The organism is Achromobacter sp. ACM02 (assembly GCF_014851605.1).
Taxonomy (GTDB): Bacteria; Pseudomonadota; Gammaproteobacteria; order Burkholderiales; family Burkholderiaceae_B; genus Achromobacter; species Achromobacter aegrifaciens.
This window is the reverse complement of the sequence record NZ_JACUZY010000001.1, coordinates 529,595-550,887: the sequence shown is the minus strand read 5'-3', so window position 1 is coordinate 550,887 and position 21,293 is coordinate 529,595. Positions and strand designations below refer to the sequence as shown.

At 67.6% G+C, this 21,293-nt stretch carries 23 protein-coding genes; 10 read left to right on the top strand and 13 right to left on the bottom strand.

Annotated elements, in window-relative coordinates; genetic code table 11:
* Positions 1-4 precede the first annotated feature (4 nt).
* Positions 5-790 (top strand): ABC transporter ATP-binding protein, encoded by a 786-nt coding sequence (locus IB258_RS02560; protein ID WP_225590245.1) that lies wholly within the window; start codon positions 5-7, stop codon positions 788-790.
* Between the two features lie 16 nt (positions 791-806).
* A complete protein-coding gene (locus IB258_RS02555) occupies positions 807-1,217 on the top strand; it encodes a hypothetical protein (protein ID WP_156337383.1) in 411 nt (136 codons plus the stop codon).
* Between the two features lie 62 nt (positions 1,218-1,279).
* Here IB258_RS02555 and IB258_RS02550 read toward each other — a convergent pair whose 3' ends face one another.
* The 4 genes from IB258_RS02550 to IB258_RS02535 all read right to left on the bottom strand — a co-directional run bounded on the left by IB258_RS02550 (position 1,280) and on the right by IB258_RS02535 (position 4,632).
* Positions 1,280-2,032, bottom strand: coding sequence for an amino acid ABC transporter ATP-binding protein (locus IB258_RS02550; protein ID WP_175181067.1), 753 nt, complete (start codon positions 2,030-2,032; stop codon positions 1,280-1,282).
* Positions 2,033-2,054: 22 nt separating this feature from the next.
* Positions 2,055-2,708 carry an amino acid ABC transporter permease gene (locus IB258_RS02545; protein ID WP_054454544.1) on the bottom strand — a complete coding sequence of 218 codons (654 nt, stop codon included), beginning with the start codon at positions 2,706-2,708 and terminating at the stop codon, positions 2,055-2,057.
* A gap of 143 nt (positions 2,709-2,851) precedes the next feature.
* The gene (locus IB258_RS02540) at positions 2,852-3,643 is read right to left on the bottom strand and encodes an amino acid ABC transporter substrate-binding protein (protein WP_054454547.1); all 792 of its coding nucleotides are present in this window, start codon (positions 3,641-3,643) and stop codon (positions 2,852-2,854) included.
* Positions 3,644-3,759: 116 nt separating this feature from the next.
* Positions 3,760-4,632 carry a LysR family transcriptional regulator gene (locus tag IB258_RS02535; RefSeq protein ID WP_192352082.1) on the bottom strand — a complete coding sequence of 291 codons (873 nt, stop codon included), beginning with the start codon at positions 4,630-4,632 and terminating at the stop codon, positions 3,760-3,762.
* A gap of 185 nt (positions 4,633-4,817) precedes the next feature.
* Between IB258_RS02535 and IB258_RS02530 the strand changes: the two genes are divergently transcribed.
* Genes IB258_RS02530 through argE form a run of 7 tightly spaced genes read left to right on the top strand, consistent with a single transcriptional unit; the run spans position 4,818 to position 10,360 of the window.
* Positions 4,818-5,669 carry a transporter substrate-binding domain-containing protein gene (locus IB258_RS02530; protein ID WP_192352081.1) on the top strand — a complete coding sequence of 284 codons (852 nt, stop codon included), beginning with the start codon at positions 4,818-4,820 and terminating at the stop codon, positions 5,667-5,669.
* An 11-nt stretch (positions 5,670-5,680) separates the two neighbouring features.
* Entirely contained in the window at positions 5,681-6,361 is a 681-nt protein-coding gene (locus IB258_RS02525; RefSeq protein ID WP_054454554.1) for an amino acid ABC transporter permease, read from the top strand.
* Positions 6,351-7,013 (top strand): amino acid ABC transporter permease, encoded by a 663-nt coding sequence (locus IB258_RS02520; protein ID WP_088140317.1) that lies wholly within the window; start codon positions 6,351-6,353, stop codon positions 7,011-7,013. The genes IB258_RS02525 and IB258_RS02520 overlap by 11 nt, the downstream gene beginning before the upstream one ends.
* A gap of 27 nt (positions 7,014-7,040) precedes the next feature.
* On the top strand, positions 7,041-8,000 hold the full coding sequence (locus tag IB258_RS02515) for an agmatinase (RefSeq protein ID WP_054454560.1): 960 nt from the start codon (positions 7,041-7,043) through the stop codon (positions 7,998-8,000).
* A gap of 14 nt (positions 8,001-8,014) precedes the next feature.
* Positions 8,015-8,740, top strand: coding sequence for an amino acid ABC transporter ATP-binding protein (locus tag IB258_RS02510; RefSeq protein ID WP_054454887.1), 726 nt, complete (start codon positions 8,015-8,017; stop codon positions 8,738-8,740).
* Between the two features lie 45 nt (positions 8,741-8,785).
* Entirely contained in the window at positions 8,786-9,196 is a 411-nt protein-coding gene (locus tag IB258_RS02505) for a RidA family protein (RefSeq protein WP_119451512.1), read from the top strand.
* A gap of 12 nt (positions 9,197-9,208) precedes the next feature.
* Entirely contained in the window at positions 9,209-10,360 is a 1,152-nt protein-coding gene (gene argE / locus IB258_RS02500) for an acetylornithine deacetylase (RefSeq protein ID WP_192352080.1), read from the top strand.
* Positions 10,361-10,420: 60 nt separating this feature from the next.
* Here the strand turns inward: argE and IB258_RS02495 are convergent, their stop codons facing one another.
* The 9 genes from IB258_RS02495 to IB258_RS02455 all read right to left on the bottom strand — a co-directional run bounded on the left by IB258_RS02495 (position 10,421) and on the right by IB258_RS02455 (position 20,306).
* Positions 10,421-11,383, bottom strand: a complete 963-nt coding sequence (locus IB258_RS02495) for a tripartite tricarboxylate transporter substrate binding protein (protein WP_225590244.1) — start codon at positions 11,381-11,383, stop codon at positions 10,421-10,423.
* A 134-nt stretch (positions 11,384-11,517) separates the two neighbouring features.
* Positions 11,518-13,113: a sulfatase-like hydrolase/transferase gene (locus IB258_RS02490; RefSeq protein WP_192327730.1), complete on the bottom strand. Its 1,596-nt coding sequence runs from the start codon at positions 13,111-13,113 to the stop codon at positions 11,518-11,520.
* Positions 13,110-14,795, bottom strand: coding sequence for a bifunctional 3-(3-hydroxy-phenyl)propionate/3-hydroxycinnamic acid hydroxylase (locus tag IB258_RS02485; RefSeq protein ID WP_192352079.1), 1,686 nt, complete (start codon positions 14,793-14,795; stop codon positions 13,110-13,112). Before IB258_RS02485 ends, IB258_RS02490 begins: the two co-directional genes overlap by 4 nt.
* A 54-nt stretch (positions 14,796-14,849) precedes the next feature.
* Positions 14,850-15,692: an alpha/beta fold hydrolase gene (locus tag IB258_RS02480; RefSeq protein WP_054454573.1), complete on the bottom strand. Its 843-nt coding sequence runs from the start codon at positions 15,690-15,692 to the stop codon at positions 14,850-14,852.
* Positions 15,693-15,704: 12 nt separating this feature from the next.
* On the bottom strand, positions 15,705-16,307 hold the full coding sequence (locus IB258_RS02475; RefSeq protein ID WP_192352078.1) for an amino acid synthesis family protein: 603 nt from the start codon (positions 16,305-16,307) through the stop codon (positions 15,705-15,707).
* A 49-nt stretch (positions 16,308-16,356) separates the two neighbouring features.
* Positions 16,357-16,842 (bottom strand): VOC family protein, encoded by a 486-nt coding sequence (locus IB258_RS02470; protein ID WP_054454578.1) that lies wholly within the window; start codon positions 16,840-16,842, stop codon positions 16,357-16,359.
* Between the two features lie 19 nt (positions 16,843-16,861).
* The gene (locus IB258_RS02465) at positions 16,862-17,905 is read right to left on the bottom strand and encodes a glycosyl hydrolase (RefSeq protein ID WP_054454580.1); all 1,044 of its coding nucleotides are present in this window, start codon (positions 17,903-17,905) and stop codon (positions 16,862-16,864) included.
* Positions 17,906-17,935: 30 nt separating this feature from the next.
* On the bottom strand, positions 17,936-18,730 hold the full coding sequence (locus IB258_RS02460) for an SDR family NAD(P)-dependent oxidoreductase (protein WP_054454582.1): 795 nt from the start codon (positions 18,728-18,730) through the stop codon (positions 17,936-17,938).
* A 31-nt stretch (positions 18,731-18,761) separates the two neighbouring features.
* Positions 18,762-20,306 carry an acetolactate synthase large subunit gene (locus tag IB258_RS02455; RefSeq protein ID WP_192352077.1) on the bottom strand — a complete coding sequence of 515 codons (1,545 nt, stop codon included), beginning with the start codon at positions 20,304-20,306 and terminating at the stop codon, positions 18,762-18,764.
* Between the two features lie 219 nt (positions 20,307-20,525).
* Here IB258_RS02455 and IB258_RS02450 point away from each other — a divergent pair, with 219 nt between their 5' ends.
* The gene (locus tag IB258_RS02450; RefSeq protein ID WP_054454586.1) at positions 20,526-21,290 is read left to right on the top strand and encodes an IclR family transcriptional regulator; all 765 of its coding nucleotides are present in this window, start codon (positions 20,526-20,528) and stop codon (positions 21,288-21,290) included.
* Positions 21,291-21,293 lie beyond the last annotated feature (3 nt).

Here is a 21,293-nt window from a genome sequence, read left to right as displayed (position 1 = left end):
CGCAATGCCCACGCCCGTCCTCCAGCTCCGGGACGTCAGCCTGTCCTACGGCGCCCGCCGCGTGCTGGACGGCTTGACGCTGGACATTGCGCCGGCCTCGTTCACCGTGATCCTGGGCCCCAACGGCTGCGGCAAATCCACGCTCTTGCGCGTGTTGGGCGGCGCCCTGCGTCCCAGCCATGGCCATGCCCTGCTCGACGGCGCCGACCTCGCCAGCTTGCGCCGAAAAGCGGTGGCGCGCCGCTTGGCCTACTTGCCGCAGAACCCGGTTGCGCCCGAGATGGTCACCGTGCGCGACCTGGTCGCCCGCGGCCGCTATCCGCATCAGTCCCTGTTGCGGCAATGGTCGACGGCGGACGCCAGCGCCGTCGACGCCGCCCTGGCGGCGACCGATCTGGACGGCCTTGCGGCAGAGCCTGTGCACACGCTTTCCGGCGGCCAGCGCCAACGCGTCTGGCTGGCGTTGGTGCTAGCCCAGGAACCCGACATCATGCTGCTAGACGAACCCACCACGTTCCTCGACATCCGCCATCAGCTGGACCTGCTGGAGCTGTGCGGCCGGCTGCACCGCACCGGGCGCACCTTGGTGGTGGTGCTGCACGACCTCAACCTGGCCTTGCGCTACGCCGAAAGGATCGTGATGATGCGCGATGGGCGCATCGCGGCGCACGGCGATGCCGCTTCGGTCGTGACCGAGGACATGATGCGCCTAGTCTACGATCTGGATTGCCGCGTCATGCCAGACCCCGAGACTGGCAGCCCCATGGTCGTACCCCGGCGCGCGCGCTAGCTTTTCAGGAGTGTCAATGGAAGTTTCCTTGAGTGGAAAAATGGGCGGCCCCGAGGCCGGCGTGGCCTGGCTCGCGGGAATCGTCCTGCTGCGGCCCAGGCTGAAGTCCGCGCTGGCCGACCTGGAGGTCGCCGGCCTGCGGACCATCGACATCGAGTTGTGGATCGGCGGCAGCATCACCGACTACGGACCAGAAGGCTTTTCCTCCACCGCCAGGTACTACGCGAAAAAGGAGTCCTTGTTGCTTGCCATCTCCGTACCCAAGACGGTGGCGGCGGCCTCCCCGCAAGAGCGGCCGGAACATACCGTGGAGGACTGGCTGGCCGACGGCTTCCGTTCCGCCCAGCTCCCGCGCAGCGCCCAGAAGCTGCCCTTTGCGCTCATCGCAGAGACGGTCTGCTCTTCCCTGGGCACCTCCCGGCAATGACAAGCACCGCTGAGAAATGAAAAAGCCCGCCTGAGCGGGCCTTGTCCTGCAACGCAGACGCCTCAGAGCATATGCGCCAGGAACTCGCGGCTGCGCGCCTCTTGCGGGGCGCGGAAGAAATCCGCCGAAGGCGCTTCCTCGATGATGCGGCCTTCGTCCATGAAGATGACCCGGTGCGCGACTTCGCGCGCAAAGCCCATTTCATGAGTGACGACCAGCATGGTCATGCGTTCGTCGGCCAGCTGCTTCATGGTGCGCAGCACTTCGCCGGTCAGTTCCGGGTCCAGCGCCGAGGTGGGCTCGTCGAACAACATGATGTCCGGCTCCATGGCCAGCGCGCGGGCGATCGCCACGCGCTGCTTCTGGCCGCCGGACAGGCGCGTCGGATAGTTGTCGCGCTTGTTCAGCAGGCCGACCTTGCGCAGCAGCTCTTCCGCCTTGGGAACGATCTGGGTGCGGCTCATCCCCTTGACGGTGATGGGCGCCTCGATGATGTTCTGCAGCACGGTCATGTGCGGGAACAGGTTGAACGACTGGAACACCATGCCCATCTTGCGGCAGATACGGCGCACGTCGGCGTCGCTGGCGTACTGGCTGCGTCCGCCCGGCACGGCCCGGGCCATGGCCTCGCCTTCGACCTCGATGCTGCCCTCGTCGATGGTTTCCAGGTGGTTCAGGCAGCGCAGGAAGGTGCTCTTGCCGGAGCCGGACGGTCCGATCACCGCCACCACTTCGCCCTGGCCCAGGGTCAGCGACACCCGGTCCAGCACGCGGTTGGAGCCGAACGACTTGATGATTTCGCGGGCCTCGATCATGACGGGACGCGCGGACGGAGAATTACTGGTCATATTTGGCATAGCGCTTTTCCATGTGCTGGAAGAACCACGTCAGGATCAGCGTCATGATGAGATAGAAGGCGGCGGCAACCAGGAACGGCGTGGTCGTGAAGTCGCGCTGCACGATGCCGCGCGCGGTGCGCAGGATGTCGTTGAGCGCCAGTACGTAGATGAGCGAGGTGTCCTTGACCAGCGTGATGGTCTCGTTGCTCATGGGCGGCAGCACCCGCTGCACCATCTGCGGCAGCACGATGCGGCGCAGGGTCTGCAGATAAGTCATGCCCAGGACCTTGCTGCCCTCGTACTGGCCGCGGTCCACCGACTGGATGCCGGCGCGGAAGATCTCGGCGAAATAGGCCGCGTAGTTCAGCGCGAAGGCCACCACGGCGGCGGGAAAGTCCGGCAGACGGATGCCGATCACAGGCACGAACGGCAGCGCGAAGTAGATGAACAGCATCTGCAGCATCAGCGGCGTGCCGCGCATGAGCCAGATGTAGCCGTTGACCAGGCTGCTGGCCAGCCGCCATTTGGAAATCCGCACCAGCGCCAGCACCAGGCCCAGCGGGACGGCCAGCGCCAGCGTGATGAAAAACAGCGTCAAGGTGACTTTCGCGCCTTGCGCCAGTGGCCCCAATAGGGAGAGTACGTAGTCCATGCTTGGGTTCACGCCGTCAGCGTCCGCGGACGCCAGGGCAAGATCGTTTCATGAGTAAGCCCGCCTGGCGCATGGCGCCGCGGCGGGCTGCGAAATACAGGCCGGGACGCCCGGGCCCAATGGCCGCGGACGCCGCCCGCCCCTTACTTGATGATGTTGGCGCCGAACCACTGGGTGGCGATGCGGCCGGCGGTGCCGTCCTGCTTCATCGAATCCAGGGTCTTGTCCAGCTTGCCCAGCAGCTCGGTGTCGTCCTTGCGCACGCCGACGCCGTAGTCTTCGGTGCCGAAGTTCTCGTCCAGGACGCGGTACTCGCCGGCGCGCTTGCTGATCAGGTAGCGGCCCACCACTTCGTCCACCACGATGGCGTCCAGGCGGCCGGCGGCCAGGTCCATCAGCGCGGTGACGTTGTCGCCGAACTTCTTGACTTCCTTGATCTGGGCGGCGACTGGGTCCTTGGCGATGGCGTCGGTGGCGCTGCTGCCGTCCTGGGCGCCCACGACCTTGCCCGCCAGGTCAGCCTTGAGCTTCACGGGCGAGGCGTTGCCGACGATGATGATCTGGTGGTTGGCCATGTAGGGCGCGGTGAAGCTGATGTTCTTCTTGCGCTCTTCGGTGATGGTCAGGCCGTTCCACAGCACGTCGACGCGCTTGCCGTTGAGTTCGGCTTCCTTGGCGCTCCAGTCGATGGGCTTGAACTCCACTTCCAGGCCCAGGCGCTTGCTGGCTTCCTTGGCCATGTCGATGTCAAAACCGACGATCTGGTTGTTCGAATCGCGGAAACCCATCGGCGGGAAGTTGTCATCCAGGCCAACCACGACCTTCTTGGCGGCGGCAGGCGCCTGCGCGCTGGCGGCGGGCGCATTGTCGCTGGGACCGCAAGCGGTCAGCAGCGCGGTTGCGGAAGCGAGGAGTACAGCTGTCAGTTTTTTCATCGTTATGGATGCGCCGGGCGCAAGAATGAAGAATGCCGGAATGGCCAGTCAAAAAGCCGCGAGCCGGTATTTTAGCCTCCCCCGCGACCGCGGGCGCGGACCCGGGCTGGCGTGCGCTATTGCGCCGGGTGGAAACGCTCCAGTAGGCGCAGGAACAGCTCCACGGCGCGCGAGCCCGGGCGCGACACCTCGGTGATCGCGCAGAGGGTGTTTTCGTAGGTGGGTCCGCCCGGCAGGCGGGTCAGGGCGTGGCGGCGCGAGACCGAATCTGCGTAGTGGGCGGGTAGCAGGCCCACGCAGTGACCGGACGACACCAGCATGGCGATGGCCTCCAGCCCGGTGGCCTCCGGCCCGCGGGCAAAGCCGTAAATGCCCAGCGCGTCGTGCACGAATGGGTGCGAACGGTAGACCAGCGGCAGGTCGCGGGCCTGGCGCACGCTGCCGCGCGCCACGAAGATCTGGTGGCGCTCGATGAACAGCCGCTGATAGTTGAAGCCGCTTTCCCGCCGGTACATGCCGCGGATGGCGACCTGCACCCGCCGCTCGCGCAGCGCCTGGTCCAGCTCGTTGAAGGTCATGACGGTGAGTTCGACCTTGACGTCGGGCGCCTCGACGCGCATGGCCGCCAGGGCTTCCGGGATATGGCAGTCGGCGTCGGTGATGACGTGCTCGACCATGCCGATGGACAGGGTGCCCGACAGCACGCCGCGCACCGCGTCGATTTCGGGACGGATCCGCTCCAGCGATTTCAGGGCATCGCGGGCCAGCTCCAGGGCGACCTTGCCAGCTTGCGTGAGTTCAAAGCCCGAGGGGCCGCGGTCGCACAGCCGCACGCCCAGGGTTTCCTCGACCTCGCGCACGTGCCGGCTGATGGACGCCTTGGACATATGCAGCTGTTTTTCCGCCGCCGCGAAGCCGTTGGCCTGGGCCACGGCGCAGAAGATCCGCAGGGAACGCAGGTCGCGTTCGGTGAACTCGGGACGGGACAAGGCGGCGGCTCTGAAAAGGTATCGGTTTTCGAAACCATACCACTAAAAAAATCATTTTTCACAACCCAACCCGGCAGATACAGTGGGTCCAGCACTGGCGTCCAGGGGCGCAGACCCCGGCACATTCCGCAAGGGATATCCGCCGGCCCAGTGCCGGAACCATGACGACATACAAGGGAAAAATCATGCAGAACCTGTCCAGAAGGCGTTTTGTCGCGACTACGCTCGCAGCCGGGGCCGCGCTGGCCCTGCCCTCGCTGTCCTACGCCGAGGGCGGATCGCTGGCCGACATCAAGAAGCGCGGCAAGCTGACCGTGGGCACAGAAGCCGCCTACGAACCGTTCGAATTCGTCGAGAACGGCAAGGTCGTGGGCTATGGGCACGACGTGCTCCAGCTGATGGCGGCCAAGCTCGGCGTGCAGCTGGAACAGATGAACCTGCCGTTCCAGGGTCTGTTGCCGGGCCTGATGTCGCGCAAGTTCGATTTTGTCGCGACCAGCGTGGGCATCACCCCCGAACGCGCCCGCCGCTTCGCCTTCACCCAGCCCGTGGGCGTGGTGCGTTCGGTGCTGATGGTGCGGGTGGACGATGCGTCCATCAAGCAGGACATGGATATCGCCGGCAAGATCATCGGGACCCAGATGGGCTCGTCTTCCCAGCCGGTGGCCGAAGAATTCGAAAAGCGGCTGAAGGAAAAGAACGGCAAGGGCTATGCCGACACCAAGCTGTTCCAGGCCTACCCGGACGTCTCCAACGCCTTGGTCAACAAGACCGTGGACGTGGCGCTGATGCCCTCGAACATCGCGGCCGTGCAGATGCGCAAGCAGCCGGGAGCGTTCCGCATCGCCGGCGAGATCGGCCAGGCCAAGCTGCTGGCATGGGTCGCCAACCCCAAGGACCTGGAGATCCGCCAGTTCATCAACGACACCTTCGACGAACTACGCGCCAGCAACCAACTGCTGGAGCTGCAGAAGAAGTGGTTCGGCGCCCCCATGGACACGCCGCGCGCCAACTACCTGCCTGACGGCGCGATCTAGGCGGACCTCCCATGCTGGATTGGTTGAATCAGAACGGCGCCCTGGCGCCGTTCCTGCACGGCGTCGTCTCGGGCACGGCGATCACCCTGGCGGCATCGGTGGCGGCGTTCGCCATCGGCATCTGCCTGGGGGTCGCGCTGCTGCTGGCGCGCCTGTCCCCCTACGCGCCCTTGCGCGGGCTGGTCATGTTCTGGGTCAGCGCCATACGCGGCACGCCCGCGCTCATCCATATGCTGATCGCCTACTACGTGGTGCCGCCCCTGCTGGGCATCTCCGTGTCGCCGCTGGCGGCCGGGATCGGCGCGCTGGCCTGTAACACCAGCGCCTACATCGTCGAGATCCTGCGCGGGGCGCTGGGCACGCTGTCGCCCGGCCAGGTGGCGGCCGCGCGCGCGCTGGGCATGCGCAGCCGGCAGATCTGGCGCCACGTGCTGCTGCCGCAGGTGTTCTACCGCGCCATCCCGCCCCTGACCAGCGAACTCACCATACTGCTGAAGGCCTCGTCGCTGATGTCCATCATCGCCGTTCCGGAGCTGGCCACCGTGGCGCGCAACGCCACGCTGCAAAGCGACCTGCCGCTGCAGGTGTTCACCGTGACGGCCGCGGTGTACTTCATCATTCTTTTCTGCCTGTCGGCCGCCTCGCGCCTGTGCGAGCGCCGCGTGTCCAGGATGCTGCCCAATGCCCATTGATCTCTCCATCGTCGGGCAGTCCGTCCCGGTCCTGCTCAAGGGCCTGCGGATCACCGCCCTGGTCAGTCTCATCGGGATTCCGCTGGGCATCCTGATCGGCACGATCGCGGCCTATGCCGCGCAGTCGCGCAGCCTGCTGCGGCCAGTGGCCCTGGCCTACGTCGAACTGGTGCGCAACATCCCGTACCTGATCCTCGTGTACCTGTCGTTCTTCGGCCTGCCCAAGCTGGGGGTGCCGGCCTCGGCGATGTCGGTCGCCATCGGCTGCACCGCCTTCTACACCGGCGGCTACTTCTGCGAGGTGCTGCGCGCCGCGTTGAAGAGCGTGCCGCGCGGCCAGACCAGCGCCGCCCTGTCGCTGGGCATGACCTACTGGCAGACGCAGCGCCACATCGTCGTGCCCCAGCTGTTCGGCTTTCTCATCCCGCCCACCACCAGCCTGGTCATCATGATGTTCAAGGACTCGGCGATCTTCTCGGTGATGAGCCTGCCGGAAATGACTTACCAGAGCAATCTGCTCACGGCCAACACCTTCGCCTACCTGGAAGTGCTGGGCACCACCGCCCTCATCTACTGGGTGTGCAGCGTGCTGATGGCCGGCACGGGCCGCCGCCTGGAAACCCTGGTCCGCCGCAAGACGCGCCAGGCCTGATCCTCCCACCATCAAGGAAACGAGAACATGAGCACCTATACGGTCCCTCCCCGCACCGGCCACCCCACCCTGCTGTACTCCACGCTGGCGCTGGACCTGGAAAACCTGCAGGCCGATGTCGCCGTGCTGGGCATGCCCTACGGCTCGCCCTATTCGGCCGCGGACTTCAGCAACGACCAGACCAATGCGCCCACGGCGATCCGCCAGGCGACCGACCGCGTGGTGCGCCGCCCAGGGCACTACGATTTCGACATCGACGGGCCGCTGCTGCAAGGCCGCGACGACATCCGCTTCGTGGATTGCGGCGACATCATCCCCGACCTGTCCAAGCCCCGCGGCGAACACTATGAACGCGCCGAGGCCGCGGTGCGGCGCATCGCCGCCGCGGGCGCCGTGCCCATCGTGCTGGGCGGCGACCACGGCATCACCACGCCCGTCCTGCGCGGCCTGGACCAGCAGGGTCCGATCACGCTGGTGCACATCGACGCCCACCTGGACTGGCGCGACGACGTCAACGGCGTGCGCGACGGGTTGTCCAGCCCTATCCGGCGCGCCTCCGAAATGGCGCACGTGGACCGCATCATCCAGATCGGCCTGCGCGCCCAGGGCAGCGGCCGCCCCGAAGAGCTGGAAGCGGCGCGCGCCTATGGCGCCGAACTGGTCACCGCCTACGAACTGCATGACATCGGCATGGACGCGGTGCTCGAGCGCATTCCGGACGGCGGCAATTACTACCTGACCATCGACGCCGACGGCATGGATCCCGCCACCATGCCGGCGGTCGCCGGCCCGGCCCCGGGCGGCGTCACCTTCGTCCAGGCCCGCAAGCTGATCCACGGCCTGGTGCGCAAGGGCCGCGTGGTGGGCATGGACATCGTCGAAATCCAGCCCGAAAAGGACCTGAACCAGATTTCCTGCATCACGGCAGGCCGGCTGATCCTCAATCTCATCGGCGCGTCCATCCGCGCAGGGCATTACGACAAATGAACGCGCCCGCCCCCATCATCGAAATCCGCGGCGTGGACAAGTTCTACGGCAGCCACCAGGTGCTCAAGCAATGCTCGACGCGCGTGAACCGGGGCGAGATCGTGGTGGTCTGCGGGCCGTCCGGCTCCGGCAAATCCACCCTCATCAAGACCGTCAACGCGCTCGAACCGATCCAGGCAGGCGACATCCTGATCGACGGCGCCTCGGTGACGGGCGCCACCGACCTGCCCAAGCTGCGCACCAAGGTCGGCATGGTGTTCCAGCACTTCGAGCTGTTTCCGCACCTGGACATCATGCGCAACCTGACCCTGGCGCAGCAGATCGTGCTGGGGCGGGATATCGGCTCGGCCCGCGCCAAGGCCGGCGCGCTGCTGGAACGCGTGGGCCTGTCCGCCCATGCCGGCAAGCATCCGGGCCAGCTGTCCGGCGGCCAGCAGCAGCGCGTAGCCATCGCCCGCGCGCTCTCGATGGATCCGATGGCCATGCTGTTTGACGAACCGACCTCCGCGCTGGACCCCGAGATGGTCAATGAAGTGCTGGACGTGATGGTGGAGCTGGCCGAGGAAGGCATGACCATGATGGTCGTCACCCATGAGATGGGCTTTGCGCGCCGCGTGGCCAATCGCGTGGTCTTCATGGAAGACGGCGCCATCATCGAGGACTGCCCCACGGACAGCTTCTTCCGCGACGCGGCCAGCCCCCAGGCGCGCCGTTTTCTTTCCAAGATCCTTCCCCACTGACGGCCGGATAGCCGCCAGATCCATCCGACCGCATCAGGACTCAATATGGCCCACACCCGCATCCGCAAATTCAATACTCGCCAAACCTATCCCGAACAACGCCTGGACAACGACCTGTGCCAAGCCGTGATCGCCGGCAACACCGTGTTCCTGCGCGGCCAGATCGGCCAGGACCTGGACACCCGGGAATCGGTGGGCGTCGGCGACGTCGCCGCCCAGGCCGAAAAAGCCATGGCCAACGTCGCCATGCTGCTGCAGGAATGCGGCAGCGAACTCTCGCACATATGCAAGCTCACCGTCTATCTGGTCGACGTGCGCTACCGCGAAGAGGTCTACAACGTGGTTGGCCGCTGGCTCAAGGGCGTGTTCCCCGTCTCCACCGGTATCGTGGTCTCGGCCCTGGCCCGGCCCGAATGGCTGGTGGAAATCGACGTGACCGCGGTCATTCCGGGCTGAGGCGGCAACGCCATGCCTACCGCTTCCGAGGCGCTGCTGGCGCGCCTGATCGCCTTCGACACGGTGACCCTCACGCCCAACCTGGCGCTGATCGAGGCCGTGCGCGAGCTGCTGGCGGCGCACCGCATTGCCTGCACGCTGGTGCGCAGCGACGACGGCACCCGCGCCAACCTGCACGCGTCCGTCGGCCCCGCCGCTGTTCCGGGCGTGCTGCTGTCGGGACATACCGACGTGGTGCCCGCCGCCGGACAGGCCTGGACCGTGCCGCCCTTCGCGCTGACCGAGCGCGACGGGCTGTTGTATGGCCGCGGCGCAGCGGACATGAAGGGCTTCGTGGCCTGTGCCGTCAACGCGATGCTGCTGGCCAGCAAGCGTCCATTGCGGCGGCCGCTGCAACTGGCGCTGTCCTACGACGAGGAGATCGGCTGCGTCGGCGTGCGCCGGCTGCTGGACGTCATGGAAATGGCGCCCACCCGGCCCGCGCTGTGCATCGTGGGCGAACCGACCTCCATGCAGATCGCCACCGGCCATAAGGGCAAGATGGCCTTGCGCGCCGTCTGCCAGGGACTCGAAGGCCATTCCGCGCTGGCGCCGCGGGCGCTGAACGCCATCCATCTGGCGTGCGACATGGTCGGCGCCATGCGCGCCCTGCAGGACGAGCTGCAAGCCCATGGCGCGCGCGACCCGGCCTATGAGGTGCCCTATGCAACCGTCCACGCGGGCTGCATCCACGGCGGACGCGCCTTGAACATCGTGCCCAACGAATGCGCGGTCGACTTCGAGATCCGGCATCTGGCCCAGGACGATCCCGACGCGCTGCTTGCGCCCTTGCGCCAGGCGGCCGAGGACATCCGCGATCAGGCGCGCCTGCGTGCGCCCGCCGCGGATATCCGGATAGAGCAGATCAACGCCTATCCGGGGCTGGACACGCATCCGGCCAGCGAGGCCGTGCGTTTCGTGGAATCCCTGCTGCCCGCCGGGACCGGCAAGACCAAGGTGGCTTTCGGCACCGAGGGCGGGCTGTTCACCCGGCACCTGGACGTCCCCGTGGTGGTGTGCGGTCCGGGATCCATCACGCAAGCCCACAAGCCCGACGAATTCATCTCGCGCGCGCAACTCGCCGAGTGCGATGCATTCCTGGAACGGCTGTTGGCGGCGCTATAGCGCCGGCCCCGGCGTTTCCACGTCCCCGGACGCCACCCGCGGCGGCGCCGGGACGCGTGCTCAATCCGGCTTGATGCCCGCGGACTTGATCAGGGTTTCATAGCGGCCGGCCTCTTCCTTCATGGCAGCCAGCGTGGCCTGGGGCGTGGAGCCGCGCACCAGCAGGCCACGCGCTTCGTAGGTCTGGCGAAACGCCGGATCCGCCGTGACCGCCGTCACCGCCTGGTTGATCCGCGCCACCAGCTCGTCCGGCGTCTTGCCGGGAGCGAACAGGGTAAAGACCGTGGACGGGATGCTGCCGGCCTTGCCGCCCGCCTCCTGCAGCGTCGGCACGTCGGGCATCATCGCCGCCCGCTGCGAAGCGCCGGCGACCAGCACGCGGATCTTGCCGGCCTTGTACTGTTCCGACACCGCCAGGCCGCCAGCCATGACGCTGTCCACGTCGCCAGCCATGGTCGCGGTCATGGCCGGCGCCACGCCCTTGAACGGCACATAGGTGAACTGCACGCCTTCGGCGCTGGCCAGCATGGCCATGCCCAGATGGTTCACGTGGCCCTGGCCGCCGGTGCCGACGTTGATGCGTTGCGGATTGGCCCGGGCGTAGTCGATGAATTCCTTGTAGGTCTTGGCCGGAAAGGCATTGCTGACCGCCACGTACAGCTGCACCTGGCCCAGGTCGGTGACCGGCTTGAAATCCTCCTGCCACCGGTACGGCACCTTGGCGTACAGGAAGGGATTGGTCTCGAGCGCCAGGCGGTCGACCATCAGCAAGGTATTGCCGTCACCCGCCGCCTTGGCGACGTAATCGCTGCCGATGATGGCGTTGGCGCCGGGGCGGTTTTCCACCACCACGGTCTTGCCGCTCTCTTTGAAGAGGCGGTTGCCCAGGTCGCGCGCCAGCACGTCGGGTTCGGTGCCGGGCGGATACGGCACCACGATCTTCACGGTGTCCGACGGCCAGGACTGGGCCGCGGCCTGGCCGGCCGGCACTAGCGCCAGCGCGGCCCACAGGACGGGTTGCAAACAACAACGGTACGGCGATCCCATGGTACTTCCCCTTGTATATGTCGTTTCCCGGAATAGTCCGGCGACTGAGTTGCCGCTCCGGGCCAGGACGGACCCGGGCGGCTGGAAATCCAGATCAGGACCGGTCCGCTTCACCAGCGGCCGATCAGAATGCCCATCATCCGTTCGTGCGCATGCGTGCGCTCGCGTACTTCCTCGTCGGTCTCGGTGGCGCGGCGCTTGAGGCCTTCATGCCAGTCCAGCAGCGCCGAACGCATCCGTGCCGCCACCGGCGCCATGCCCGGATCGGCGCCCAGGTCATGCAGCTCGCCCGGGTCGTCGCGCAGGTCGAACAATTGCGCGGGATAGCCCTGCCAATGCAGGTACTTGTAGCGCTCGTCGCGCACCATCAGGCCGGTGCACTCGCGCTCGCCGCGTCCCAGGAACAGGCGCGCCTCGCGGTAGGCGTAGTCCAGGCTGCCCACCACGTACTCGCGCGCGGACGGCGCAGACTCCGACACGCCGCGGATCCCCGGCAGCAGCGAGCGGCCCTCGATGCGGTGTTCTTGCCCCGGCAGCGCCAGCGCCTCCAGCACCGTGGGGACGACGTCTATGCATTCGACGAATGCGTCGCTGCGGCTGCCGCGGGTCGCGTCGGCGGCCGGCGCCGGGTCATAGACCAGGCAAGGCACGCGCATCGCGCTGTCGTAGAAGTATTCCTTTTCGCCCAGCCAGTGGTCGCCCAGGTGGTCGCCGTGGTCCGAGGTGAAGAGGATCAGCGTGTCCTTGAGCCGGCCGCTGCGCTCCAGGAAGTCCAGCACCCGACCGATCTGGTCGTCGATCTGCTTGACCAGCCCCATGTAGACCGGCCGTACGCTGCGCCAGACTTCGTCGCGGGCGAAGGACTGCGACTCTTCCAGCCGCTGGTAGGCGCCATGCACAGGATGGGGGCGTTCCCGCTCCGCCTGCGAGCGCACGGGCGCCGCGCAGTCTTCCGCGCCGTACATGGCGTGGTATGGCGCCGGCGCCTTGTACGGCCAGTGCGGCTTGATGTAGGAAAGATGCAGCGCCCAGGGCTTGTCGCCCTGCCCCTGCATGAAGTCCAGTGCGCGGTCCGTGAGATAGGCCGTCTCGGAATCCGCCGCGTCCACGCGGGCGGGCAGCGGCGCGTTGCGCATCAGCCAGCCGCTGGCGATGCTGCCGTCGGCCGCCTGGCTGCCCACCACGTAGTCTTCCCAGGGGCGTTCGCTGTCGTAGCCGCGTTCGCGCAGGTAGCGGCGGTATGGGCTGTCCTTGGCCAGTTCGAAATGGCCGTCGTAACGCTCGATCGGCACGAAGCCGCCTTGCAGGAAACGTTGCTCGTCCTCGGCCGCATAGCCTTTGCCCCGCAATCCGGCGCGGTCGGGCACGAAGTGCGTCTTGCCCAGCAGGTGCAGCGGCAGTCCGGCCTGGGCCAGGTATTCGCCCAGGCACCATTCGTCCACCGGATGCGGCACCCGGTTCCAGGTGACGCGGTGCGACAGCGGATAGCGGCCGGTGTAGTAGGACGCGCGCGACGGGCCGCAGACCGCGGACGTCACGTAGGCGCGGTCGTACTGAACGCCCATGCTTGCCAGCCGGTCGATGTGGGGCGTGCGCAAGGCGCCGGCTCCGCCATAACAGGAAAGGTGATCCGCGCGCAGTTGGTCGCACATGATGAACAGCACGTTGCGGACCGGGTTGCCCGCGGGCTGGACCGGTGCGTTCATGGCTGCGCTCCGTTCAGGATCGCCCCGGGCGCGTGAGACGGCTTGCCTGCCGGCTGCGCGGCCATCTGGGTTGCCCCGGGTACGAAGCGGGCGGCGAAGCGACCCAGGGCGTCGGCCGCGTCCGCGCTGCGGCCCAGCGCCGCGACGTAGCGGTCCGGCCGCACCAGCACCCAGTCCGCGCGGGTGCGCTGGAACCAGAAATGCAGCGCGTTCTCCGTGTCCTGCAACACGGGCAAGGCGCCGGCTTGCAGTTCGTCGGGATCGCAGCCGCTGCGCGCGCGCTGCGCCGCCACGTAGCGGCAGCCCAGCTTGTCCAGCTGCGCCCGCAGGGCCGGCGGCAGCCCTGCGCGCGGATCGCGGCGCCAGCCTATCAGCGCGAAGCCCGCGCCCAGCGCTTCGTCCAGGCGTAGCGTGGCGCCGTTCTCGCCTTCCACCAGCGGCTGGATGAACATGCGGCCGATGCACTCGCGCTGCGTCTTGTCGGCGCTGTCGCCCACCACGCCGCGGCTATAGCGCGGCATGGGTTTGAACTTCATTTGCAGCACATAGTCGCGGATCTTCGGAATATTCCGGATCGACAGGAAGAACGTGTCGCGCAGCGCCGCCAGTACCGGGTTGGTCTGCGACAGCATGGCGCCGAACATGTCGGCCAGCGAAATCATGGCGCGGGCATGGCTGTGGCGTTCGTCGTGGTAGCTCTGCAAGGCGGCCGGGTCCAGGCGGCCCTGCACGATCCAGGCCACCTTCCAGGCCAGGTTGAAAGCGTCGCGCAGACCGGCGTTCAGGCCCTGGCCGATCCAGGGCGGGGTCAGGTGCGCGGCGTCGCCCGCCAGACAGACGCGGCCCGAGACGAAAGTACGCGCCACGCGGGAATTGTGGGTATAGACGCGGGCGCGGATGACGTTCAACCTGGCCGGGTCGGCCACGTGATGGCGCAGCAGTTCCTGCACCTTTTCCGGCTGCAGCATCTGCTCGCCGTCCTCGCCCGGAAACAGCATGAACTCCCAGCGCCGCAGGCCGTAAGGCAGGCGCAGGCAGACATAGGGGCGGCGCGGCTCGCAATGCAGCGCGGTATAAGGGGCGTCCAGCGGGTCCTGGTCGCATTCGATGACCACCCATTTGCGCGGATGCGTATTGCCGTCGAAGGGCAATTGCAGAAGGCGTTCGCGCACTGTGCTGCGCCCGCCGTCGGCGGCCAGCAGGTATTGCGTGCGGATCTCGCGCTCGGCGCCCTCGGCATCGCGCACCCGCACCGTGACGCCGCGCTCGTCCTGCGCCAGCGACAGCAGCTCGCTGCCCAGTTCCAGCGTCACATGGGGAAAGCGCCGCAGACCGGCGCGCAGGGTGCGTTCGCCCAGCGGCTGCGAAAACAGATTGCGGCGATACCAGCCGAACTCGCGCGTGGCCGGCAGGATCTCGGCAAAGCAGCGCTTGGTCCGCGTGTACATGCGCATGGGCACGTTCTGGATCATGTCGCGCAGCATTTCATCGGCCAGGCCCGCGCTCTGAAAGGTACGCATGGCTTCGTCGTCCAGGCCCACCGCGCGCGGATAGTCCAGCACGTCCTGGTTGCGTTCCAGCACCAGCGTTTCCACGCCATAACTGCCCAGCAGATTGGCCAGCGTCACGCCGACCGGCCCGGCGCCCACCACCAGCACCGGCACTTCTACGATATGCGCCATCTCGGCTCTCCCTTGGATTCTTGTCTTTTGCCTGACGGGTTGCGCTCAGACACCTCAGGCGCGCCGCAGGAACCCGCCGACGGCCTGCTCGAAGGCGGCCGGCTGATCGTCATGGATGTAATGGCCGGCGCCTTCTATCTCGACCCATTCCACGTTCGGATTGCGCGCCGCCATGTCGCGGGCGGTCTGGGCCTGCAGGTAGTCCGAACGCCCGCCGCGCACGACCAGGGTCGGACAGCCCAGCGCCTGGACCTGCGGCCACAGGTCCACCACGCGCGCCGGATCGGGGTCCAGCCGGGTCGCGGCGATGCCCGCATGGTCGTGGCGCCAGGTCCAGCCGCCTGCTCCGTCTTCCTTCAACATGTGGCGCAGCCGTTCCTCGCGGGCGGCTTCGGTCACGCTGGGCCGCAGCGCGCGCAGGTACTCGCGGGCCGCGGCGATGTCGGGAAAGAACTCGGGCGTTTCGCGCAATTCGCGCTGGATGCGCGCCGCGCCCGCGCTGCCTTCGAAAGCGGCGGGTCCGGCATCCTCGACGATCAGGCGCCGCACGCGCTGCGGATGGCGGGCGGCAAAGACGATGGCGGCGATGCCGCCCATCGAATGGCCGAGCAGATCGAAGCGGTCCAGGCCCAGCGCGTCGGCCACGCCCGCCAGGTCATCCACGTAGGCGTCGGTGTAGTAGTTGCGCTGCGGATCCCAACTGCTGGCGCCGCGGCCGCGCTGGTCATAGGCCAGGACGCGGAAATCCGGCTGCAACGCCTGCGCGATGCCGGCGAAGGTCTCGGCATAGCCGCGGATGCCGTGCAGCATGAATAGCGGACGCCCCGCCTGGGGGCCCCACTCGGTCAGGTGCAAAGTCATGCCGTTGACGGCGATAGCGGTGTCGCGGCGTTGCATATCGGCTTCCTTTCAGCAGAGTCCGTCTTTGCCCTGGATTTCGCTGGCGGGGATGCCGCCCAGCCGCGCATGCAGGCGCCCGCGCGTGGCAAACGCGAAGGCGATCAGCACTTCGTCGCGGTTGGGCGCGTCGCCGAACAGCGCGGTCACGCTGTCGTAGTGCGAACGGACATAGAGCGCGTCCTTGTGGGCAAGCGGAATGTCGATGACGGTGCCGGGACCGCCGCGCTTGCCGGTGGAAGGCACCCAGGCCTTGCCGCCGCCGAGCGCCGCGCGCACGGGTTCGGCGAAGATGGTGGTCAACAACGCGTTGCCGTGCTCGTACTCGCCGTCCGTGCCCACCACGCAGGCCTTGCCGTAGCTTTCCAGCGGCTGGCCGCCGGCCGCGGCGATGATGCGCCGGCCGAACTCCTCGCCCAGCATGCCCGAGGGTTCGACATAGCCCGACAGGTCGCGTTCGAAGCGCCCGGCATAGGGGTTGTTCAGCGCGGCCGCGATGACGATCTTGCGCAACGGCTCGCCGTCGGCCGGTTCGCCGGTTTCAGTAGTGAGGGTGTCGTCGATCTGCAAATACCACTTGCGGATGCGGTAGGGACCGAAGTTGGTGCTGCTCATGGATGCTCCAGAAAATGTGGGATCAGGAAGGAGTGCGCCGTGCGGGCGGTCAAAGCGGGTCCAGCGTCATGGGGACGCTGGGCGCGTTGTGGTCGTGCAGGACCTGCTTGCCCTCTTCGTCGCCGTGCACGGTTTCGCAGAAGAACTCGAAGCGGTGGCCGTCGGGGTCGGTGAAGTACAGCCCGTAGCCGACTTTGTGATCGGTGATTTTCACGACGTCCACGCCCTTGGCCAGCAACATGCCGTAGAGGCGGCGCAGCTCGTCCACGTCGCCCTCGATCTCCAGCCCGTAGTGCTGCATGTTGACGGGGCCGCGGGCGGGCTCGCCTTCGGCCGCGCGGATCAGGGCGATGTCGTGGTGCTTGCGCCCAAAGGACAGGAACACCCATTGCTCGCCGCGCGCGGTCTCCTGCATGCCGAGCACGGATTCGTACCAGGGCGCCGACGCGAACGGGTCGCGCACGAACAGGGCCAGGTGGGTGCGCGCGATGCGCGGCCGGCGGTCTGCCGGCGCAAGCGTGGTGTTGGTGGACATGGCGGTCTCGGGCGGGTTGTCAGTTGATGGACTGGGGGTGCGCGGTCACGGGCGCGGCGTACGGCGTCCAGGCCACGGCGGTGATTTCGCTGAAATCGCGCCATTCCTTGAACCAGCTGCGGCCGCCGTCGGTGGAGCGGAACAGATGGCCGTACTTGGTGCCGGCGAACGCCAGCCGCGGGTCGGCTGCGTGCACGCCGAAGGCCCAGAAGGTGGAATTTGGCGGCGTGTGCAGCAGCGCCGGCTGCCAGTTGCGGCCGCGGTCGGACGAACGGTAGATCCTGCTGCGCGTGCCTGGCGTGCCGTCGCCGATGGCCAGCAGCAGCGTGTCGGGATCGTCCGGCAGCGCCTGCACCGTGCGGGTGTAGTACATGCCGTCAAAGCGCGACTTGGAAGCCACGCCATTCCAGCGCCGGGCGTCGTCCTCGCTGAGATAGACGGAGTTCACCGTCAGCACCATGGCGGTCTTGGGCGCGGCGGCCGTGGCCGGCAGGACAGCTACGCAATGGATGTCGGGGTTGGCGATGGCATCGGCATTGCCTTCATCGTCCTCGCGCGACCAGGTATCGCCGCCGTCGCGGCTGCGCCACAAGCCCCCTTCTTCGACGCCGAACCAGACCTCGCGGCCGTCGTCCGGATCCACGCATACCGACAGGATGCGCGGGCGGTTCACGCCGCGGCAGAACTCCGGCAGTTCGGGCGACAGGCGCTGCCAGCTGGCGCCGCCGTCCACCGAACGGAACATCGCTGCGCGCGACGGCGCGCCGGTGCCCGCGTACATGCGCCGCGGATCCGTGGGATCGATGGCCATGGCCCAGACGGTCATGCCGTTCATGGGGCTGTCCACCCGCGTGAAATGCGCGCCGCCGTCGGTGCTGACACACATGCCGGCGTCGGCCCCGGCAAAGACGCGGCGCGGGTCGGCCGGGTCCACGGCCAGGCTGCGCACCGTGCCGTCGAACTCGATGGCTTCCTTCAGCCCCAGGCGGTGCCAGGTGGCGCCATCGTCCACGCTGCGCAGTATTCCTTGGCCGGCGGTGCCGACCAGTATCGTGCCTTGCATATCCAGACTCCCCGAATGAGGTTCAGCGGTTCAAAGAAAGATGCCGCGCGTGATGCCGCCATCCACCCCCAGCGATTCGCCGGTGATGGCCCCTGCCCGCGGCGATGCCAGGAACAGCACCGCGTCGGCGATCTCCGCCGGCTGCAGCACCCGGCGTATGGGCGTGGCCTTGGCATAGTTGGCCTCGACCTGGGCGGGGGTCAGCCCCTGCTTGGCGGCTTCCTTTTCGTACAGTTCATGGATGTGGGGCGTCTCGACCACGCCAGGATGGATCACGTTGACCGTGATGCCATGCGGACCCAGCTGGTCCGACAGGGTCTTGGTCATGTGGCAGATGGCCACGTTGCGCATGCCCGAAAGCTGCTTGCTGCCGCGCCCGGTCAGGCCGCCGATGTTGACGATGCGGCCAAAGCCGCCCTGGCGCATGTGCGGCGCCGCAGCCTTGGCGCAGCGCATGTAGCCCACCACCTTGATGTTGATGTCTTCCAGCAGGCCTTCGGGATCGGCCTCGTCGATCTCGCTGCGCACCAGGCCGCCGGGATGGGCCGCGCCATTGACCAGGATGTCGATGCGGCCAAAGTGTTCGGCCACGCGCTGCATCATCGCGTTGACCTGGGCGGTGTCCGACACGTCGGCCGCCACGCCCAGCACTTCCACGCCCGTGGCCCGGGTGATTTCAGCCGCCACTTCGTCCAGCTGCGCCTGGCGGCGCGCCACGATGGCCACACGCACGCCCTCGGCGGCCAGCGCTTCGGTCACCGCGCGCCCGATGCCCAGGCTGCCGCCCGTGACCACCGCGACTTTCCCCTTGAGTTGCAAGTCCATGCTTTGATGCTCCTTATATATATGGCGGCGCCTACAGCGCCATCTCGATCAGGACCGGGCCCGGCTGGCGCAGCGCCGATTCCAGCTGCGTGGCCAATTCTTCCGAGGTCGCGGCGCGGCTGGCCTGCACCCCGTAGCTGGAGGCCAGCCCCACCCAGTCGATGCGCGGGCGGTCCAGCGCGGTCAGTTCGGCCGCGCGTTCGCCCAGCACGGCGTTGCCGCGGCGCAGCTCGTTGCGCAGGATGGCGTACTGGTGGTTGGCGGCGATCAGCACCGTGACCGGCAGGTTTTCATGCGCCAGCGACCACAATGCCTGGATCGTGTATTGGGTGCTGCCGTCGGACAGCACGGCCACCACTCGGCGCTGCGGGCAGGCGATGGCGGCGCCCATGGCGACCGGCAAGCCCTGGCCGATGGCGCCGCCGGTATTGGTCAGCACCGTGTGCGGCGCGGCGCCGGCGGACGCGGCATACAGCGGATAGCCGCAGGTGCCGCCTTCGACCGAAACGATGGCGTCTTCGGGCAAGGCCCGCGCCACCACTGCGGCAATGGATTGCGGCGTCAAGGCGCCTGGTGCAGGCTCGGGCAGCGGCGCGGCGGCGGATTCGAAGGCCGGCGCGCCCGCCAATTCGGCCAGCGCTTCCAGGCGCGAGGCCGCGTCCTGGCCGGGAGCGGCCAGTTCCAGCAGGCGTTCCGCCGGCACCAACCGGCTGGGGTGACCGGCATAGCCGAAGTAGGTCACGGGCGGCAGCGCCCCCACCAGCACCACCAGGTCGGCAGCGTCCAGGGCAGCGCGAGCGGGTTCCGGGAAATACGGCAGGCGGTCGAAGTCCGGCAAGTCCCGGCCGCGTTCCGATCTGGCGGGAAAGGTCTCGGCGTAAGCCTTGCCGCCCAGGGCGGCGCACAGGCGCGCGGCCGCAATCTGCGCGCGGCGTCCCAGGCCGCTGGCGGGACCGCCCCCGCCCAGCAGGAACAGCGGCTTTTGCGCGCGGCTCAGGCGCTGCCATGCGGCGGCGGCGTCGAAGGTCGACGGCTGCGCAGCGGCCTCGGCGGCAGCATCCGCGGAATCCGGCGTCACGCTTTCCGCCTGGAAGTCGGCGGGAAAGATCAGCGTCGCGCCCTGGCCGCCATCGGCCAGGCTGGCCTGCACGGCGGCGCGGGCGGCGCCAGCGGCGTCCTGGGCGGACGCGATGCGCTCCACCCAGCCGGAGACTGGGCGCGCCAGCGACTCGATGTCCGAAGTCAGGGGCGCGTCGCATTCCAGGTGCCAGCTGGCGTGGTCGCCGATGATGTTGACGATGGGGGTGCGGGCGCGCCGCGCATTGTGCAGATTGGCGATGCCATTGGCGAAGCCCGGCCCCAGATGCAGCAGGGTCGCGGCCGGCTTTCCAGCCAGCCGGCCATAACCGTCGGCCGCGCCGGTGCAGACGTTCTCCTGCAGGCCGACCACGCAGCGCATGCCGCGCACCTCCTCCATCGCACGCACCAGGTCCAGCTCGGTCGTGCCGGGATTGGCGAAACAGACTTCCACGCCCTGCTTGCGCAGAGCCTCCAGCAAGGCACTAGCTCCGGTCATGATTACCGCCTCCTTTTTTCGCTACTTTATCGTAATTTGATAAATGTGCAATTTTTTTTGGCGGATTGATGCTGGATAATTTATTAGAATTATCTATTTGATAGTTCTGCGCGGATCTCCTATACGCGCGTGCACGCTGCGCGCGCGGCAGGACGATTTGCCAATACGCGCCCCTTGGTGCACCCTCGCAGCACGTCAGCCTTACAACACCTCACGCACATGAACAGTCTTCGCCGCATGCTCGATGTCCTGGACCTCTTTCAGCCCGACCGGCCGGTCCTGGACGTCGATGCCATCTGCCAGCTGCGCGGCTACGCGCCCGCCACCGCCTACCGCTACGTGCGCGAACTGTGCGCCTGCGGCCTGCTGGTGCGCCTGCCAGCCGGCTACGCGCTGGGTCCGCGCATCATCGCGCTGGATCTGCAGATGCGGGAGTACGACCCCATGCTGACGGTCAGCCGCGACCTGATCGAGGAACTATCCAGCCAGACCGGCCTGGACGTGCTGCTCAGCGCGCGCTACGACGACAAGGTCATCAACGTGCACCAGCAGGCCGGGCGCAATACCCAGGCCCTGAACTTCGGCCGCGGCCGGCACATGCCGCTTTTGCGCAGCGCGACCGCCCGCGTGATCCTGGCCAATCTGGGGCCGCGCCAGTTGCGCCGCGTCTACGACGAACACGCCGATGCCCCCGACATGCAGCGGCTGGGCCAGGACTGGAAGTCCTTTTCCCGGGCCATGCTGCAAGTGCGCAAGGCCGGCTATTGCATCTCGTCGGGGGAACTGGATTCCGGCAAGACCGGCATCGCCGCGCCGATCTTCGATGAAGAGAACCATGTGCTGGGCAGCATCACGCTCATCGGCATGCAGGACGCCTTCGCGGCCTTCCGCGAGGACTACCTCGCCGGCCTGACCTGCCGCGCCGCCACCGAAATCACCCGTCGCATCGCGCAGGCGCCGGCCAAGCTGCAGCAGGCAGCCTGATCC

What these genes read in the sequence shown, in the direction of transcription:
- IB258_RS02560 (WP_225590245.1), top strand. Translation starts at nt 5, where the DNA reads ATGCCCACGCCCGTCCTCCAGCTCCGGGACGTCAGCCTGTCCTACGGC.
- IB258_RS02555 (WP_156337383.1), top strand. Translation starts at nt 807, where the DNA reads ATGGAAGTTTCCTTGAGTGGAAAAATGGGCGGCCCCGAGGCCGGCGTG.
- IB258_RS02550 (WP_175181067.1), bottom strand. Translation starts at nt 2,032, where the DNA reads ATGATCGAGGCCCGCGAAATCATCAAGTCGTTCGGCTCCAACCGCGTG.
- IB258_RS02545 (WP_054454544.1), bottom strand. Translation starts at nt 2,708, where the DNA reads ATGGACTACGTACTCTCCCTATTGGGGCCACTGGCGCAAGGCGCGAAA.
- IB258_RS02540 (WP_054454547.1), bottom strand. Translation starts at nt 3,643, where the DNA reads ATGAAAAAACTGACAGCTGTACTCCTCGCTTCCGCAACCGCGCTGCTG.
- IB258_RS02530 (WP_192352081.1), top strand. Translation starts at nt 4,818, where the DNA reads ATGCAGAACCTGTCCAGAAGGCGTTTTGTCGCGACTACGCTCGCAGCC.
- IB258_RS02525 (WP_054454554.1), top strand. Translation starts at nt 5,681, where the DNA reads ATGCTGGATTGGTTGAATCAGAACGGCGCCCTGGCGCCGTTCCTGCAC.
- IB258_RS02520 (WP_088140317.1), top strand. Translation starts at nt 6,351, where the DNA reads ATGCCCATTGATCTCTCCATCGTCGGGCAGTCCGTCCCGGTCCTGCTC.
- IB258_RS02515 (WP_054454560.1), top strand. Translation starts at nt 7,041, where the DNA reads ATGAGCACCTATACGGTCCCTCCCCGCACCGGCCACCCCACCCTGCTG.
- IB258_RS02505 (WP_119451512.1), top strand. Translation starts at nt 8,786, where the DNA reads ATGGCCCACACCCGCATCCGCAAATTCAATACTCGCCAAACCTATCCC.
- argE (WP_192352080.1), top strand. Translation starts at nt 9,209, where the DNA reads ATGCCTACCGCTTCCGAGGCGCTGCTGGCGCGCCTGATCGCCTTCGAC.
- IB258_RS02490 (WP_192327730.1), bottom strand. Translation starts at nt 13,113, where the DNA reads ATGAACGCACCGGTCCAGCCCGCGGGCAACCCGGTCCGCAACGTGCTG.
- IB258_RS02485 (WP_192352079.1), bottom strand. Translation starts at nt 14,795, where the DNA reads ATGGCGCATATCGTAGAAGTGCCGGTGCTGGTGGTGGGCGCCGGGCCG.
- IB258_RS02480 (WP_054454573.1), bottom strand. Translation starts at nt 15,692, where the DNA reads ATGCAACGCCGCGACACCGCTATCGCCGTCAACGGCATGACTTTGCAC.
- IB258_RS02475 (WP_192352078.1), bottom strand. Translation starts at nt 16,307, where the DNA reads ATGAGCAGCACCAACTTCGGTCCCTACCGCATCCGCAAGTGGTATTTG.
- IB258_RS02470 (WP_054454578.1), bottom strand. Translation starts at nt 16,842, where the DNA reads ATGTCCACCAACACCACGCTTGCGCCGGCAGACCGCCGGCCGCGCATC.
- IB258_RS02465 (WP_054454580.1), bottom strand. Translation starts at nt 17,905, where the DNA reads ATGCAAGGCACGATACTGGTCGGCACCGCCGGCCAAGGAATACTGCGC.
- IB258_RS02460 (WP_054454582.1), bottom strand. Translation starts at nt 18,730, where the DNA reads ATGGACTTGCAACTCAAGGGGAAAGTCGCGGTGGTCACGGGCGGCAGC.
- IB258_RS02455 (WP_192352077.1), bottom strand. Translation starts at nt 20,306, where the DNA reads ATGACCGGAGCTAGTGCCTTGCTGGAGGCTCTGCGCAAGCAGGGCGTG.
- IB258_RS02450 (WP_054454586.1), top strand. Translation starts at nt 20,526, where the DNA reads ATGAACAGTCTTCGCCGCATGCTCGATGTCCTGGACCTCTTTCAGCCC.